This is a genomic window from Halomonas sp. E19, assembly GCF_052439355.1.
Taxonomy (GTDB): Bacteria; Pseudomonadota; Gammaproteobacteria; order Pseudomonadales; family Halomonadaceae; genus Halomonas.
Window position 1 is genome coordinate 2,436,654 of the sequence record NZ_JBNFWU010000001.1, and the last position, 13,130, is coordinate 2,449,783.

The window sequence follows — 13,130 nt, forward strand, 5'->3', positions numbered from 1 at the left end:
GGACGATGGCGGAAACGACGCTGGCCCGCCAAAGCGGGCCAGCGTCGTTCACTCGGGCACAGCCAGTCAGCGAGGCTTCAGCCTTTCAGCGCCTCGATCACCTGGGCGGTGATCTGGTCGACGCTGCCGACCCCTTCCACACGGTGGTAGGCCGGCGCCGCCTGCGGATCTTCCTCGGCCCACTGCTGGTAGTAGTCGACCAGCGGAGCGGTCTGCTCGTGGTAGACCGCCAGGCGGTTGCGTACGGTGGACTCGCGGTCGTCATCACGCTGGATCAGCGGCTCGCCGGTGACGTCGTCCTTGCCCTCTTCCTTCGGCGGGTTGTACTCGACGTGATAGACGCGACCAGAACTCGGGTGCACCCGACGGCCCGCCAGGCGCTTGACGATCTCCTCGTCGGCCACGGCGATCTCCAGCACGTGATCGATCTTGACCCCGGCTTCCTTCATGGCGTCGGCCTGGGGAATGGTGCGCGGAAAGCCGTCGAACAGGAAGCCATTCTCGCAGTCGGGCTGGCTGATGCGCTCCTTGACCAGGGCAATGATCAGGTCATCGGAGACCAGGCCACCGCTGGTCATGATCTCCTTGACCTTGAGCCCCAGTTCGCTGCCCTCCTTGACCGCAGCACGCAGCATGTCGCCGGTGGAAATCTGCGGGATATTGAACCGTTCGCAGATGAACTGGGCCTGGGTGCCCTTGCCGGCCCCCGGGGCGCCCAACAGGATCAAACGCATCTGGCTGCTCCTTTAAAAAGTGGAAAATCTTTACCGAGAAATGGACTGTCGTGAACGATAACCGTGCCACCGCAGCCAGACAACCGCAGCTACGCCGGCCGCTTCGCCAATTGCTGCTGAAGCCGCAAGAAATTCATAAGGTTAGCTGCTTAGTTGCACTTTGGTATTCCCACCTGGCGGTGGCACCAAAACAACGGCGGCGCCTCGTGAGGCGCCGCCGTTCTCGCTACGCGGGCATCACATCAGCAAGCGCCGTAGATCGCCTAGCGCCGCCGCCAGGAAGGCGGTGAAGCGCGCCGCATCGGCACCGTTGACTGCGCGATGGTCATAGGAGAGACAGAGCGGCATCATCAGGCGCGGCTCGAACTCAGCGCCGTTCCACACCGGCTTCATCTGCGCCTTGGAGACGCCGAGGATGGCGACCTCCGGCGCGTTGACGATCGGCGTGAAGGCGGTGCCGCCAATGGAGCCCAGGCTAGAGATGGTGAAGCAGCCACCGGTCATCTCCTCGCGCTTGAGCTTCTTCGACTGCGCCTTGCCGGCCAGCTCCACGCTCTCCTTGGCCAGTTCGATCAGCGACTTCTTATCGGCATCGCGGATCACCGGCACCATCAGGCCATCGGGCGTATCGACCGCGATACCGATATGGACATACTTCTTCCACACCATGGTCTCGCCGTCGCTCTTCAGGCTGACGTTGAACTGCGGGAACTTGCGCAGGGCGAAGGCACACGCCTTGATCAGGAACGGCAGCGGCGTGAGCTTGGCACCCTGGGCCTCGGCTTCGGCCTTCATCGACTTGCGGAAGGCCTCGAGCTCGGTAATGTCCGCCTCGTCGAACTGGGTCACGTGAGGTACGTTGAGCCAGCTGCGATGCAGGTTGGTGGCGCCCATCTTGAGCAGGCGTCCCATCGCCTTCTCTTCGACCTCGCCGTACTGGCTGAAGTCCTGGTCCGGGACCGGCGGGATGCCGGCACCTCCGGCCGCCGCCGGCGCGGCGGCAGCCGCCTGGCCCTTGCCCGCCATCGCCTGCTTGACGTAGGCGTGGACGTCTTCCTTCAGCACGCGGTCCTTCGGTCCGCTCGGCTTGACCAGCCCCAGGTCGACGCCGAGCTCGCGCGCCAGCATGCGCACCGCAGGGCCGGCATGCACCAGCTTGCCGTCGCGCGGCTTGTGGGCCGCCATCTGCGCCTCGGGGCTAGGCGTGCCGGCCGGGGTCGGCTTGGCCTGGGTGGGCGAGGCCGGCTTCTCGGAGGGCTCGCTGGGCGCCGGGCTCGACTTCGGCGTGGCCGCCCGCGGCTTGGCTCCGGCCACCTCGATATAGCCGATCAGGTCACCCTCGGAGACGCTGTCGCCCTCCTTGACGGTGAGTTCGATCAGCTTGCCCTTGTAGGGGCTCGGCACGTCCATGGAGGCCTTGTCGGACTCCAGGGTGATCAGCGGGTCTTCTTCGTTGATCTCGTCGCCGGCGCTAACGGCGATCTCGATGATCGGCACGTCGCTGGCGCCGGAGAGGTCGGGCACGCGGATCTCGCGGCGCTCGGGCTCGCCGCTCACCGCTTCCTCCTCGGCCGGCGCTTCGGCCTGCTCGGCGGGTTCCGCGGTGGTCTCGACGGCCTCGGACTCGCCGCCATCGGCCTCATCACCGCCCTCGCCGGCAATCTCCATGGTACCGATCACGTCACCTTCGGAGACGGTGTCGCCCTCCTTGACGGTGAGCGTGACCAGCTTGCCGCCGTAAGGGCTCGGCACATCCATCGACGCCTTGTCCGACTCCAGCGTGATCAGGGTGTCCTCTTCAGCTACCTCGTCACCTTCGGCAACCGCCACTTCGATAATCTCGACGTTTTCGGAGCCGCCCAGGTCGGGCACCTTGATCTCGACGGTACGCTTGCCGCCGCCACTGGCCTTCTTCGCCGCCGGCTTCTCTGCGGCAGGCTCGGCAGCCTTCTGCGGCGCTGCGTCGCGCTTGGGCTCGGACTTGGCGCCCTGCTCCTGGCCACCGGCGTCTCCGCTGCCGCCGCCTTCCACCTCGAGCTCGACGATGTCGTCGCCCTCGGAGACGGTGTCGCCCTCTTTCACCAGCACGCGCACCACCTTACCGCCCTTGGGCGACGGCACGTCCATGCTGGCCTTGTCGGACTCCAGCGTGATCAGGGTGTCCTCGGGCTGGATGACATCCCCTTCGGATACGGCGATTTCGATGATCTCGACGTCTTCACTGCCGCCGATATCGGGAACTTTGATGATTTCGCTACTCAAGGTCGCGCTCCTTCCAAATCGTGCCTGGAACAGGCGGGCCAAAGCCCGCCTGGCCGCCGGATCAGCTCGTCAGCGGATTGGGCTTGTTGGGATCAATGCCGTACTTCTTGATCGCCTCGGCGACCACCTTGCGATCCAGCTCGCCACGATCGGCCAGCGCCTTGAGCGAGGCGACGGTGACGAAGTAGCGGTCGACCTCGAAGAAATGGCGCAGCTTCTCGCGAGTGTCGGAGCGGCCGTAGCCGTCGGTGCCGAGCACGTGGTAGTCCATCGGCACCCAGGCACGCACCTGGTCGGCGAACAGGCGCATGTAGTCGGTGGAGGCGATGACCGGCCCCTTGCGACCTTCCAGGCAGCGGGTAACGTGCGGTTTGACCGGCTCGTCGGCGGCGTTCAGGAACGCCTCGCGCTCGAGCAGCAGCGCCTCCCGACGCAGCTCGTTGAAGCTGGTGACGCTCCACACATCGGAGCCCACGCCCCACTCGTCGGCCAGCATGCGCGCCGCCTCTTCCACCTCGCGCAGGATGGTGCCGGAGCCGAGCAGCTGCACGTGGCCCTTGTCGCCCTGGTGCTCGCGCAGCAGGTACATGCCCTTGATGATGTCGTCGACGGGCACGTTCTCAAGCTCGGGGTGCTCGTAGTTCTCGTTCATCACCGTCAGGTAGTAGAAGCAGTTTTCCTTGTCGGCAAACATGCGCTTCAGGCCGTCCTGCACGATCACCGCGACCTCATGGCCATAGGTGGGGTCGTAGCTGCGGCAGTTGGGAATGGTGGCCGCCTGCAGGTGGCTGTGGCCGTCCTGGTGCTGCAGCCCCTCGCCGTTGAGCGTGGTACGCCCGGCGGTGCCGCCAACCAGGAAGCCGCGCGCCTGCAGGTCGCCGGCCGCCCAGGCCAGGTCGCCGATGCGCTGGAAGCCGAACATCGAGTAGTAGATGTAGAACGGCAGCAGCGGCAGGTTGTGGTTGCTGTAGGAGGTCGCCGCAGCAATCCACGCCGACATCGCCCCGGCCTCGGTGATGCCCTCCTCGAGGATCTGGCCCTTCTTATCCTCGCGGTAGAACATGATCTGGCCCTTGTCGACGGGCTCGTACTTCTGGCCTTCGGAGGTGTAGATGCCGAGCTGGCGGAACATCCCCTCCATGCCGAAGGTACGCGCCTCGTCGGGCACGATCGGCACCACCTGCTGGCCGATCTTCTTGTCCTTCACCAGGCCGTTGAGGATGCGCACGAACGACATGGTGGTGGACACCTCGCGCCCCTTGGAGCCCGCCAGCTGGGTAGCGAAGGTCTTGTCCTCGAGCGACGGGATCGTCAGCGCCTCGAAGTCGCTGCGGCGCTGCGGCAGGTAGCCGCCCAGGCGCTCGCGCTGCAGGTGCATGTACCTGAGCTCGGGCGAGTCGTCCTCCGGCTTGTAGTACGGCACCTCCTTGAGCTGCTCGTCGGTCAGCGGAATGCCGAAGCGGTCGCGGAATTTGCGCAGCGCCTCGTACTCCATGGTCTTGACCTGGTGAGCTTCCATGGAAGCCTCGCCCTCGCCGCTGCCCATGCCGTAGCCCTTGACGGTATGCGCCAGGATCACGGTGGGACGGCCGTTGGCGTTGTTCACCGCTTCGTGGTAGGCCGCGTAGACCTTGAACGGGTCGTGGCCGCCCCGGTTGAGGCGCCAGATGTCCTCATCGGACATGTCCTTGACCATTTCGGCGGTTTCCGGGTACTTGCCGAAGAAGTGCTCGCGGGTGTAGCCGCCGTCGATGGCCTTGTAGTTCTGGTACTCGCCGTCCACCGCCTCGTCCATGCGCTTCTGCAGGATGCCCTTCTTGTCCTTCTCGAACAGCGGATCCCACAGCCGGCCCCAGACCACCTTGAGCACGTTCCAGCCGGCACCGCGGAAGACGCCTTCGAGTTCGTCCATGATGCGCCCGTTGCCGCGCACCGGGCCGTCGAGGCGCTGCAGGTTGCAGTTGATGACGAAAATCAGGTTGTCGAGCTTCTCGCGGCTGGCCAGATGGATGGCACCCAGCGATTCCGGCTCGTCGCACTCGCCGTCGCCCATGAAGCACCAGATCTTGCGATCCTGCATATCACGCAGCTCGCGCGAGTCGAGGTACTTCATCACGTGAGCCTGGTAGATCGCCTGGATCGGCCCCAGCCCCATGGAGACGGTGGGGAACTGCCAGAAGTCCGGCATCAGCCACGGATGGGGGTAGGAGGACAGACCGTCGCCATCGACTTCCTGACGGTACTTGTCCATCTGCGCCTCGGTGAGACGCCCCTCCAGATAGGCCCGGGCATACACCCCCGGCGCCACGTGGCCCTGGATGTAGACCAGGTCACCGCCGAAGTCGCCGTTGGGCGCGCGGAAGAAGTGGTTGAAGCCGACGTCGTAGAGCGTGGCGGCGGACATAAAGCTGGCAATGTGGCCGCCGAGCCCGGGGTTGGCGCGGTTATTGCGGATGACCTGGGCAATCGCGTTGTAGCGAATCAGCGAGCGGATACGACGCTCCATGAACAGGTCGCCCGGCATCGGCGCCTCGCGGTGCACCGGAATGGTGTTGCGATGCGGCGTGGTCACCGAGAAGGGTGCCTGCATGCCGTCACGGCGCAGCCGGTCGGCCAGGCGTGACAGCAGGAACCGGGCGCGTTCCTCGCCCTCACGATCCAGGACCGACTCCAGGGAATCCAACCATTCCGTGGTTTCGACCGGATCGAAATCTTCTCTTGCCTCCAGACTCATAGACGTCTCTCCGAGTGACAATGTGATGTCAGTCTAGCCCCTGGCGATGGTACCGGGGCGGTTCGCACTGCTGACGATCAGGGGAATGTCAGGCCGCGACGCGGCTGTTGTAGTCATTTTACAGAAGCGTATACAACGAATGGCGTAGAACATACCGCAAAGCGCCTCTTCTGCCAATCGGAATAGAATGGAATTTTTTCCAAAACACCAATATTGCATTGCAACACAGGGTGTTACGAGCCTTCGCGATAGTTTCAGCCGAAAATGCCGGGTATGTAATAAAACTACCGTATGATTAAGCGCAACGCCGCGAAATCAATCACTTCTCGGTTCCAGGCAGTCGACACACTGCCTGAAATAGGCCCAGTCAAACGCGGGTCCCGGATCGCTCTTGCGCAGTGGCGCCACCCTGGCATGGCTGGTGATACGCGCGGGCTCGATTTCAGCGTAGCTCACCATCAGCGCCTGGGTAGCCAGGGCAAGGGCCCGGTACTGAGCATCGCGATAGGCATGGACCTCGTCACCCTCGAGCTCGATGCCCACGGTGAAATCGTTCAGCGCACTCCGTGGGCGTCCTCGGTCGAGCCAGCACGACCGGCCGGCATGCCAGGCACGCCGGCCGAAGGGCACGAACTGTACGCATTCGCCGCTGCGGCGGATGAGAAGGTGGGCCGACACCCGCAGGTGAGCGATATCAGCAAAATAGGGATGTGCGGCAGGATCCAGCGAATTGGTGAAGAGGCGCTCGATGTACGCCCCGCCGAACTCACCGGGCGGCAGGCTGATCGAGTGCAACACCACCGCCGAAACCTCGCCGCCGGGGCGTGCGTCCTGGTTGGGCGACGGCACGCGCCGGGCCCCTTCAAGCCAGCCATCCTCGATTCTCATCTCGCTCCCCTGACGTGCCGGACATGGATTCCCTATAATGACGCTCCCGACGCCCCATGAACATGAAAAGGCCCGCCGCATGCATTATCAGGACGCCCTTGTCGAAGCGATCCGCGAAGCCGCCGCTCACTTGCTGGCCGAGGACGTCGGCCCCGGCGACATCACCGCTCAGCTGATTCCCGCCAGCCAGTGGGGCACGGCCCGGGTCATCACCCGCGAGCCAGCCATCCTGTGCGGCGTGGCTTGGGTAGAGGAGATCTTTCGCCGGCTGGATATCAGCGTGTCCCTGCGCTGGAGCGCCGCCGATGGCGACCGCCTCGACGCCGGCCAGTGCTTTCTCGAGCTTGAAGGCCCCGCCCGCAGCTTGCTGACGGGGAGCGTGCCGCTCTCAACCTGCTGCAGACCCTGTCCGCCACCGCCACCCGCACCCGCCGCTACGTGGACCTACTCGAAGGCACCGGCGTACGCCTGCTCGACACGCGCAAGACCCTGCCCGGCATGCGCCTGGCGCAGAAGTATGCGGTCACCTGCGGCGGCGGCCACAACCATCGCATCGGCCTCTACGATGCCTTCCTGATCAAGGAAAATCACATTGCCGCTTGTGGCAGTATCGCCGCCGCGGTCAAGGAGGCGCGCAGCATCGCCCGCGACCTGCCGGTGGAAGTGGAGGTGGAAACCTTCGACGAGCTCGACCAGGCGCTGGCGGCAGGGGCCGACATCATCATGCTCGACAACTTCACGCTGGACGATATGCGTGAGGCGGTGAGGCGCACTGCGGGGCGAGCGACGCTGGAGGCCTCCGGCAACGTCGACGAGACCACCCTGAGGCAGATCGCCGCAACCGGCGTCGACTGCATCTCCAGCGGCGCCCTGACCAAGGACGTCAAGGCGATCGACCTGTCGATGCGCATCATCGAGCTGCGCGAAACCTGAAGCGGCGCTCCCTGCCAGGAGACGAATGGCGCGCCACGGAGGAGCGCGCTCAGGTCTCGATGGCAGCGAGGCGCTTCTCCAGGCGCCGACGCTCGAGCTTTACCCCGTCGCGTGTCACCCATTCGACGCCTTGGTCGCGCCAGCCGCGGCGCAGCAGGCTCTCCGCCAGCATGCGGCTGGCATTGATGGTGGCAACGCCGTGGCCTTGTTCCAGCAGCATCCGCTCGGCGTGCACCAGCAGGGTCGAGCCAATGCCTCGCCGCGCCAGCGAGGGCCAGACGTAGAGCGTATGGATGCGCCCGCCTGGGACATCGAGCTCGAGAAACCCCACGCAGCGCCCATCGCAGGTGGCCACCAGGGTGGTATAGAGCGCCTGGCGCGCCACCCAGACGCTGGCCTCGCGCGGCATCGTCGCGGCCCACGCCTCGCGCTCCTCCACGCTGTAGTGCGCGGCCGCACCCTGCATCACGGCGTGATGATAGACCTCGGCCTGATCGGCACCGTCCCGCGCCCTCGCCTGGCGGTAGATGATCCGCGGGCTGGTTGACGTCGACGACTCCCCGTCCCTCGTCTTCGCATTCATCGATTGCCTGTCCCTCGAGTGAAATAGCCGCCTGCAGATTACACAAGCTCGCCGCCGCGGCCAATGGCAGGCATAATCGCGGCCATGTCCACCTCCCCGCCTGCGCCCAGCCACTACATGATGCCGCCCATCGGCTACGTCGTGAGTGACTTTCCCGACAAGTTCGGCGTGCCGCGCCAGCCCGGTCTCGCGCCGGCGGCCCGCGCCACCCTGGTGCTCACCCCCTTACGACGACCCCTTGGCGGTACGCGGCCTCGAGGCCTTCAGCCACCTGTGGCTGACCTTCGTGTTCCACCACAGCCCCGAGCGCTGGTCGCCGCTGGTGCGTCCGCCACGGCTCGGCGGCAACGCCAAGGTCGGGGTGTTCGCTAGCCGCAGCACGCACCGCCCCAATCGGCTGGGGCTGTCGCTGGTCGAACTTGGCGAGATCGATACGCGGCGCGGCGTGCGCCTGACGCTGATCGGCTGCGACCTGATCAGCGGCACCCCGGTGCTGGACATCAAGCCCTACCTACCCTGGGCCGAGGCACGCCCCGACGCCCGCGCCGGCTTCGCCCCCACGCCCCCGCCGCGGCTGGCGGTACATTTTAGCAAGGAGGCCGAGGCTGCACTGGCCGCCCGCCAGGATGCCGACTCGCTGCGCGAGCTGATTCGCCAGGTGCTGGCCCAGGACCCGCGCCCGGCCTACCGCAGGGGCGCCGAAAACCGCACTTACGGCGTGCGCCTGCGTGACGTCGACGTGCACTTTCGCGCCGGCGAGGAAGCGCAGGCCACCCTGCTGGAAGTGCTCGACCTCGTCCCCGCCTGACGCCGAACACGACGAAGGGCCCGCGGGGCCCTTCAGGTTCTCCGACGCCGGCAGCTCGCGGTCAGGCGAAGGTGACGCCGATGCGGCGACCCACTTCCTCGTAGGCCTCGATCACGCCACCCAGCCCCTGGCGGAAGCGGTCTTTATCCATCTTGTCGCGCGTCTTGGCATCCCACAGCCGGCAGCCGTCCGGCGAGAACTCGTCGCCGAGCACGACCTGGCCCTTGAACAGGCCGAACTCGAGCTTGTAGTCCACCAGCAGCAGGTCGCCATCGGCGAACAGTTGCTTGAGCACCGCGTTGACCTTGAAGGTCAGCGCCTTCATCTCGGCCAGCTGCTCCGGCGTGGCCCAGCCGAAGGTCTCGGCCAGCGACTCATTGATCATCGGGTCGTGCAGGGCGTCGTTCTTGAGGAACAGCTCGAAGGTCGGCGGCGTCAGCTCGCGTCCTCCTCCACGCCGAGGCGCTTGACCAGGCCGCCGGCGGCGAGGTTGCGCACTACGCACTCGACCGGAATCATGTCGAGCTTCTTGACCAGGCTCTCGGTGGCGGACAGGCGCTTCTCGAAATGGGTGGGGATACCCGCCGCGGCGAGCTTCTCCATGATGAAGGCGTTGAAGCAGTTGTTGACCATGCCCTTGCGATCGAGCGACTCCATGCGCAGGCCGTCGAAGGCGCTGGTATCGTCACGGAAGTGCAGGACGAGCAGATCGGGATCGTCGGTGGCGTACACCGATTTGGCCTTGCCGGCGTAGAGTTCTTGGCGCTTTTCCATGGGAGTCTCCAGAGAGGAATTCGCGTGACCTGAAGGGGCAACTCAATTCACCGCCTGCCAGTGCAGCCCATCATCCTGGGCGGCCACGGTCAGACGAGACGCATCGCCGTCGAGCAGCGGCGTCAGGGCCTCGAGAGCGAGCTCGGGGCGGTTGTTATGTTCGGACAGATGCGAGCAGACGATCTGCTGCAGGCGGTCGAGCCCCAGCCGGCGCAGCAGGGTCGCCGCCTGCGCATTGGCAAGGTGCCCCCAGTTGCCGCCGACGCGGCGCTTGAGCCGCGGCGGGTAAGGGCCGACCTCGAGCAGATGGCGGTCGTGATTGCACTCGAGGATCAGCGCATCACAGCCGCGAAACGCCTCGACCACATGCTCGCTGACATGGCCCAGGTCCGTCAGTACCCCCAGGTGGCGGTCGCCGGCCCGGAAGCGGAACTGTACCGGCTCGCGGGCATCGTGGGGCACCGTAACCGGGTCGATGGTGAGGCTCTTCACCGCGAAGCGCGACTGCGGCGTGATCCAGTGCCGCTGTGCCACCTCGCCCAACCGGCCCGAGAGCCAGGTCCCCGGGGTCAGATAGACCGGAAGCTGATAGCGCCGCGCCAGGGGCCCACGCCGCGCAGGTGGTCGCCGTGCTCGTGGGTGACCAGCACGGCATCGAGCTGGCGCGGGTGCACGCCGAGGCGCGCCAACCGCCGCTCGGTCTCGCGCAGGCCAAAACCGCAGTCGACTAGCACCTGGGTTTCACCGTCGCTGACCAGGGTGGCATTGCCCTTGCTGCCGCTGCCCAGCGAGGCAAAGCGCAGACGCGCCATCCCGCTGGGTGGTGCCTTGCCCGGCTGCGGTGGTTGCATCAGCGCAGCAGGCCCGCTACCCGTTCCAGCAGCTCGCGTGCATCCTCGGCCTCGAAGCGACGCTCGCTCTCGTTGACGGCCCGCAGCGTGGTACGCCCGCTGCCGTCGGCTTCAAGCACCAGGCGAATCTCCTGAGGCATCTGGCGCACGTCGGGGCTGAGGGCGATCTGCAGGAAGCCTCGCCCGCGCTCCGATACGGTCATGTAGTTGACCAGGAAGTCATGCTGCTGCGGATTCTGCTCAAGCAGCTCGCGGCGGCCCTCGACGGCAAAATCGGCTTCCAGCTGGTGGCTCAGCTCGGCCCAGACGCGATCGATGTCAAGCGGGATGCGCACTACCCAGTCGCCGCCGGCAAGCTGCTCGAAGCGCAGGCGGTCTTCGCTGGTCATCCGCTGGCCAGCCAGCGAGGCCGCGCTGGCGGTGGCACTGCGAGCGCTGAAGTGCTGCTCCAGCGCATCGAGGCAGGCAGCCACCGGGCGACCGTTCTGGTCGCAGCGCACCTCGCTGTCGCCGGCACGCAGCCCCTGACGCACGCTCAGCCGCCCTGGGCCGTGTCCAGCACGCCGCGGGCATCATCGCTGGATTGCACCTGCAGCCCGCGGGCGCGGGCGAAGTCCTGCAGCTGCGGCCAAACCATGCCGGGGTCGGCGCCGATCACCAGCCAGCGATCGCTACCGATCTCACGCCGCTCGACGTAGTCGCGCTCGGCCGCACTGCCCGCCACCATGCGCTCGGGGCTCGGCGCACGGAAGCGGCCCTCCTGCTCGCGCAGCGAGCCGCTGGCCTCCGGCACCGGCATGATGTCGCGGTAGCGCTGCATGTCGCGGCCTTCGGGCAAGGCCAGGGTGTGCTCAGCCGGGCCTCGCGATAGTCGATATTGCGGTCATCGTAGAAGCCGTCCCGGGCACAGCCGGCGGTGGCCATGGCAGCGATTGCCACCAGCGGCATCCATTTCAGCGCACACTTCATGCATCCACCTTGCAGTCAGGTTATCGGGCAGCGGGGCTCGCTCTCGGTCAATCTTCGATCACGCCGGCCAGTTGCAGCGCCTCGTCCACCGTTGCATGGTACTTTTCGGACAGCCAGGTCAACGGCAGGCGAATGCCCTTGTCGATCATGCCCATGCGGTGCAGCGCCCACTTGACCGGAATCGGGTTGGACTCGATGCCCAGATTGGTATGCAGGGGCATGAGGCGCGTGTTGATCTGGTGCGCACGGTCGGTGTCACCCGCCACGGCCGCCACGCACAGCTCGTGCATGGCCTTGGGTGCAACGTTGGCGGTCACCGAGATGTCACCGTTGCTCCCCATCAGCATGTACTCGCAGGCGGTACCATCGTCGCCGGAGTAGAGCATGAAGTCGCTGCCCTTCAGGCGCGCGATCAGATCCTCGGCCCGCTCCAGGTTGCCCGTGGCATCCTTGAGCCCAACGATACCGTCGACCTCGGCCAGGCGCATCACGGTCTCGTTGTAGAGATCGGAGCAGGTGCGGCCGGGCACGTTGTAGAGGATCACCGGCAGGCGGCTGCCCTCGGCTACCGCCTTGAAGTGGCGATACAGGCCTTCCTGGGTGGGCTTGTTGTAGTACGGGCACACGGAAAGGCAGTAATCGGCGCCGACTTCGCTGGCGTAACGGGCCAGCTCGACGGCTTCGGAGGTGGCGTTGGCCCCAGTGCCGGCGATGACCGGAATGCGGCCGTTGACCTCCTCCACCACGGCGCGAATCACGTCGAAGTGTTCGGCGAACGACATGGTGGTGGGTTCACCGGTGGTGCCGGCCGCCACGATGCCGTCAGTGCCGTTCTCCAAGTGGAAGTTCACCAAGCGGCGCAGCGCCTCCCAGTCGATATCGCCATTGGGCTTCATCGGCGTCGCCAGGGCGACGATACTGCCAGTGATCATCCTCTCGTTCCTCTACGCATTGACTGCTCAGGCCGTACCCGGGCGTCGTACGCCGCCGCCGCCACGAGCAAAGGGTAAATGGTACTCAGGCCGCACAGGCCTGTACAGCACGGCCGACGCGCTCTTTGACAGCGGCTGTCGCGCTGCGTGTAATGAAGGGCTTCCATCCGCCAAGGAGTCTTGCATGACGCTTGCCATCGGCCAGTCCGTTCCGGACTTCACCGCTCCCGCCACCGGCGCCACCACCTTGTCCCTGTCGGCGCTCAAGGGCCACCAGGTGGTGATCTTCTTCTACCCCAAGGCCAGCACGCCCGGCTGCACCACCGAAGGTGGCGACTTCCGCGACCGCAAGGAAGCGTTCGATGAGGCCAATACGGTGGTGATCGGCGTTTCCCGCGACGGCCTGCGGGCCCAGGAGAACTTCAAGACCAAGCAGGCCTTCAACTTCGAACTCATCTCCGACAAGGACGAGGAAGTCTGCAAGCTGTTCGACGTCATCAAGCTGAAGAAGTTGTACGGCAAGGAGCATCTCGGCATCGAACGCAGCACCTTCCTGATCGACACCGAAGGTCGGCTTGCCCGTGAATGGCGCGCGGTCAAGGTCGGCGGCCACGCCCAGGAAGTACTGGAAGCCGCCCAGGCCCTGCACGCCGAGAGCTGAG

At 65.8% G+C, this 13,130-nt stretch carries 9 protein-coding genes and 4 pseudogenes; 3 read left to right on the forward strand and 10 right to left on the reverse strand.

Features of this window, described 5'->3' with window-relative positions; translation table 11 throughout:
* Positions 1–77 precede the first annotated feature (77 nt).
* The 4 genes from adk to ampD form a co-directional block, all read right to left on the reverse strand.
* On the reverse strand, positions 78–734 hold the full coding sequence (adk, locus tag ACUDAL_RS12785; RefSeq protein ID WP_444678385.1) for an adenylate kinase: 657 nt from the start codon (positions 732–734) through the stop codon (positions 78–80).
* Between the two features lie 237 nt (positions 735–971).
* Positions 972–2,996: a pyruvate dehydrogenase complex dihydrolipoyllysine-residue acetyltransferase gene (gene aceF, locus ACUDAL_RS12790; RefSeq protein WP_444678386.1), complete on the reverse strand. Its 2,025-nt coding sequence runs from the start codon at positions 2,994–2,996 to the stop codon at positions 972–974.
* 61 nt (positions 2,997–3,057) lie between these two features.
* Entirely contained in the window at positions 3,058–5,730 is a 2,673-nt protein-coding gene (aceE, locus tag ACUDAL_RS12795; RefSeq protein WP_444678387.1) for a pyruvate dehydrogenase (acetyl-transferring), homodimeric type, read from the reverse strand.
* Between the two features lie 315 nt (positions 5,731–6,045).
* The gene (ampD, locus tag ACUDAL_RS12800; protein ID WP_444678388.1) at positions 6,046–6,618 is read right to left on the reverse strand and encodes a 1,6-anhydro-N-acetylmuramyl-L-alanine amidase AmpD; all 573 of its coding nucleotides are present in this window, start codon (positions 6,616–6,618) and stop codon (positions 6,046–6,048) included.
* A gap of 79 nt (positions 6,619–6,697) precedes the next feature.
* Between ampD and nadC the strand changes: the two are divergent.
* Positions 6,698–7,551: pseudogene (nadC, locus tag ACUDAL_RS12805) on the forward strand (carboxylating nicotinate-nucleotide diphosphorylase).
* Positions 7,552–7,600: 49 nt separating this feature from the next.
* Here nadC and ACUDAL_RS12810 read toward each other — a convergent pair.
* The gene (locus ACUDAL_RS12810; RefSeq protein ID WP_444678389.1) at positions 7,601–8,134 is read right to left on the reverse strand and encodes a GNAT family N-acetyltransferase; all 534 of its coding nucleotides are present in this window, start codon (positions 8,132–8,134) and stop codon (positions 7,601–7,603) included.
* A gap of 120 nt (positions 8,135–8,254) precedes the next feature.
* On the opposite strand from ACUDAL_RS12810, the pseudogene tsaA reads away from it, so the two are divergent.
* Positions 8,255–8,942: pseudogene (gene tsaA / locus ACUDAL_RS12815) on the forward strand (tRNA (N6-threonylcarbamoyladenosine(37)-N6)-methyltransferase TrmO).
* 61 nt (positions 8,943–9,003) lie between these two features.
* Here tsaA and purC read toward each other — a convergent pair.
* The 5 genes and pseudogenes from purC to dapA form a co-directional block, all read right to left on the reverse strand.
* Positions 9,004–9,716: pseudogene (purC, locus tag ACUDAL_RS12820) on the reverse strand (phosphoribosylaminoimidazolesuccinocarboxamide synthase).
* A gap of 42 nt (positions 9,717–9,758) precedes the next feature.
* Positions 9,759–10,528 (reverse strand): annotated as a pseudogene (locus ACUDAL_RS12825) (MBL fold metallo-hydrolase).
* Positions 10,529–10,566: 38 nt separating this feature from the next.
* Positions 10,567–11,100: a hypothetical protein gene (locus tag ACUDAL_RS12830; RefSeq protein WP_444678390.1), complete on the reverse strand. Its 534-nt coding sequence runs from the start codon at positions 11,098–11,100 to the stop codon at positions 10,567–10,569.
* A gap of 2 nt (positions 11,101–11,102) precedes the next feature.
* A complete protein-coding gene (locus ACUDAL_RS12835; protein ID WP_444678391.1) occupies positions 11,103–11,405 on the reverse strand; it encodes a hypothetical protein in 303 nt (100 codons plus the stop codon).
* A gap of 178 nt (positions 11,406–11,583) precedes the next feature.
* Complete coding sequence (gene dapA, locus ACUDAL_RS12840) at positions 11,584–12,468, reverse strand: 4-hydroxy-tetrahydrodipicolinate synthase (protein ID WP_444678392.1); 885 nt, start codon at positions 12,466–12,468, stop codon at positions 11,584–11,586.
* 184 nt (positions 12,469–12,652) lie between these two features.
* On the opposite strand from dapA, the gene ACUDAL_RS12845 reads away from it, so the two are divergent.
* On the forward strand, positions 12,653–13,129 hold the full coding sequence (locus tag ACUDAL_RS12845) for a peroxiredoxin (RefSeq protein WP_444678393.1): 477 nt from the start codon (positions 12,653–12,655) through the stop codon (positions 13,127–13,129).
* Position 13,130: the final 1 nt, after the last annotated feature.

Excerpts from the sequence above, each read along its gene's own strand:
- ACUDAL_RS12810 (WP_444678389.1), bottom strand. The coding sequence starts at position 8,134 with ATGAATGCGAAGACGAGGGACGGGGAGTCGTCGACGTCAACCAGCCCG.
- adk (WP_444678385.1), bottom strand. The coding sequence starts at position 734 with ATGCGTTTGATCCTGTTGGGCGCCCCGGGGGCCGGCAAGGGCACCCAG.
- aceE (WP_444678387.1), bottom strand. The coding sequence starts at position 5,730 with ATGAGTCTGGAGGCAAGAGAAGATTTCGATCCGGTCGAAACCACGGAA.
- ampD (WP_444678388.1), bottom strand. The coding sequence starts at position 6,618 with ATGAGAATCGAGGATGGCTGGCTTGAAGGGGCCCGGCGCGTGCCGTCG.
- dapA (WP_444678392.1), bottom strand. The coding sequence starts at position 12,468 with ATGATCACTGGCAGTATCGTCGCCCTGGCGACGCCGATGAAGCCCAAT.
- ACUDAL_RS12845 (WP_444678393.1), top strand. The coding sequence starts at position 12,653 with ATGACGCTTGCCATCGGCCAGTCCGTTCCGGACTTCACCGCTCCCGCC.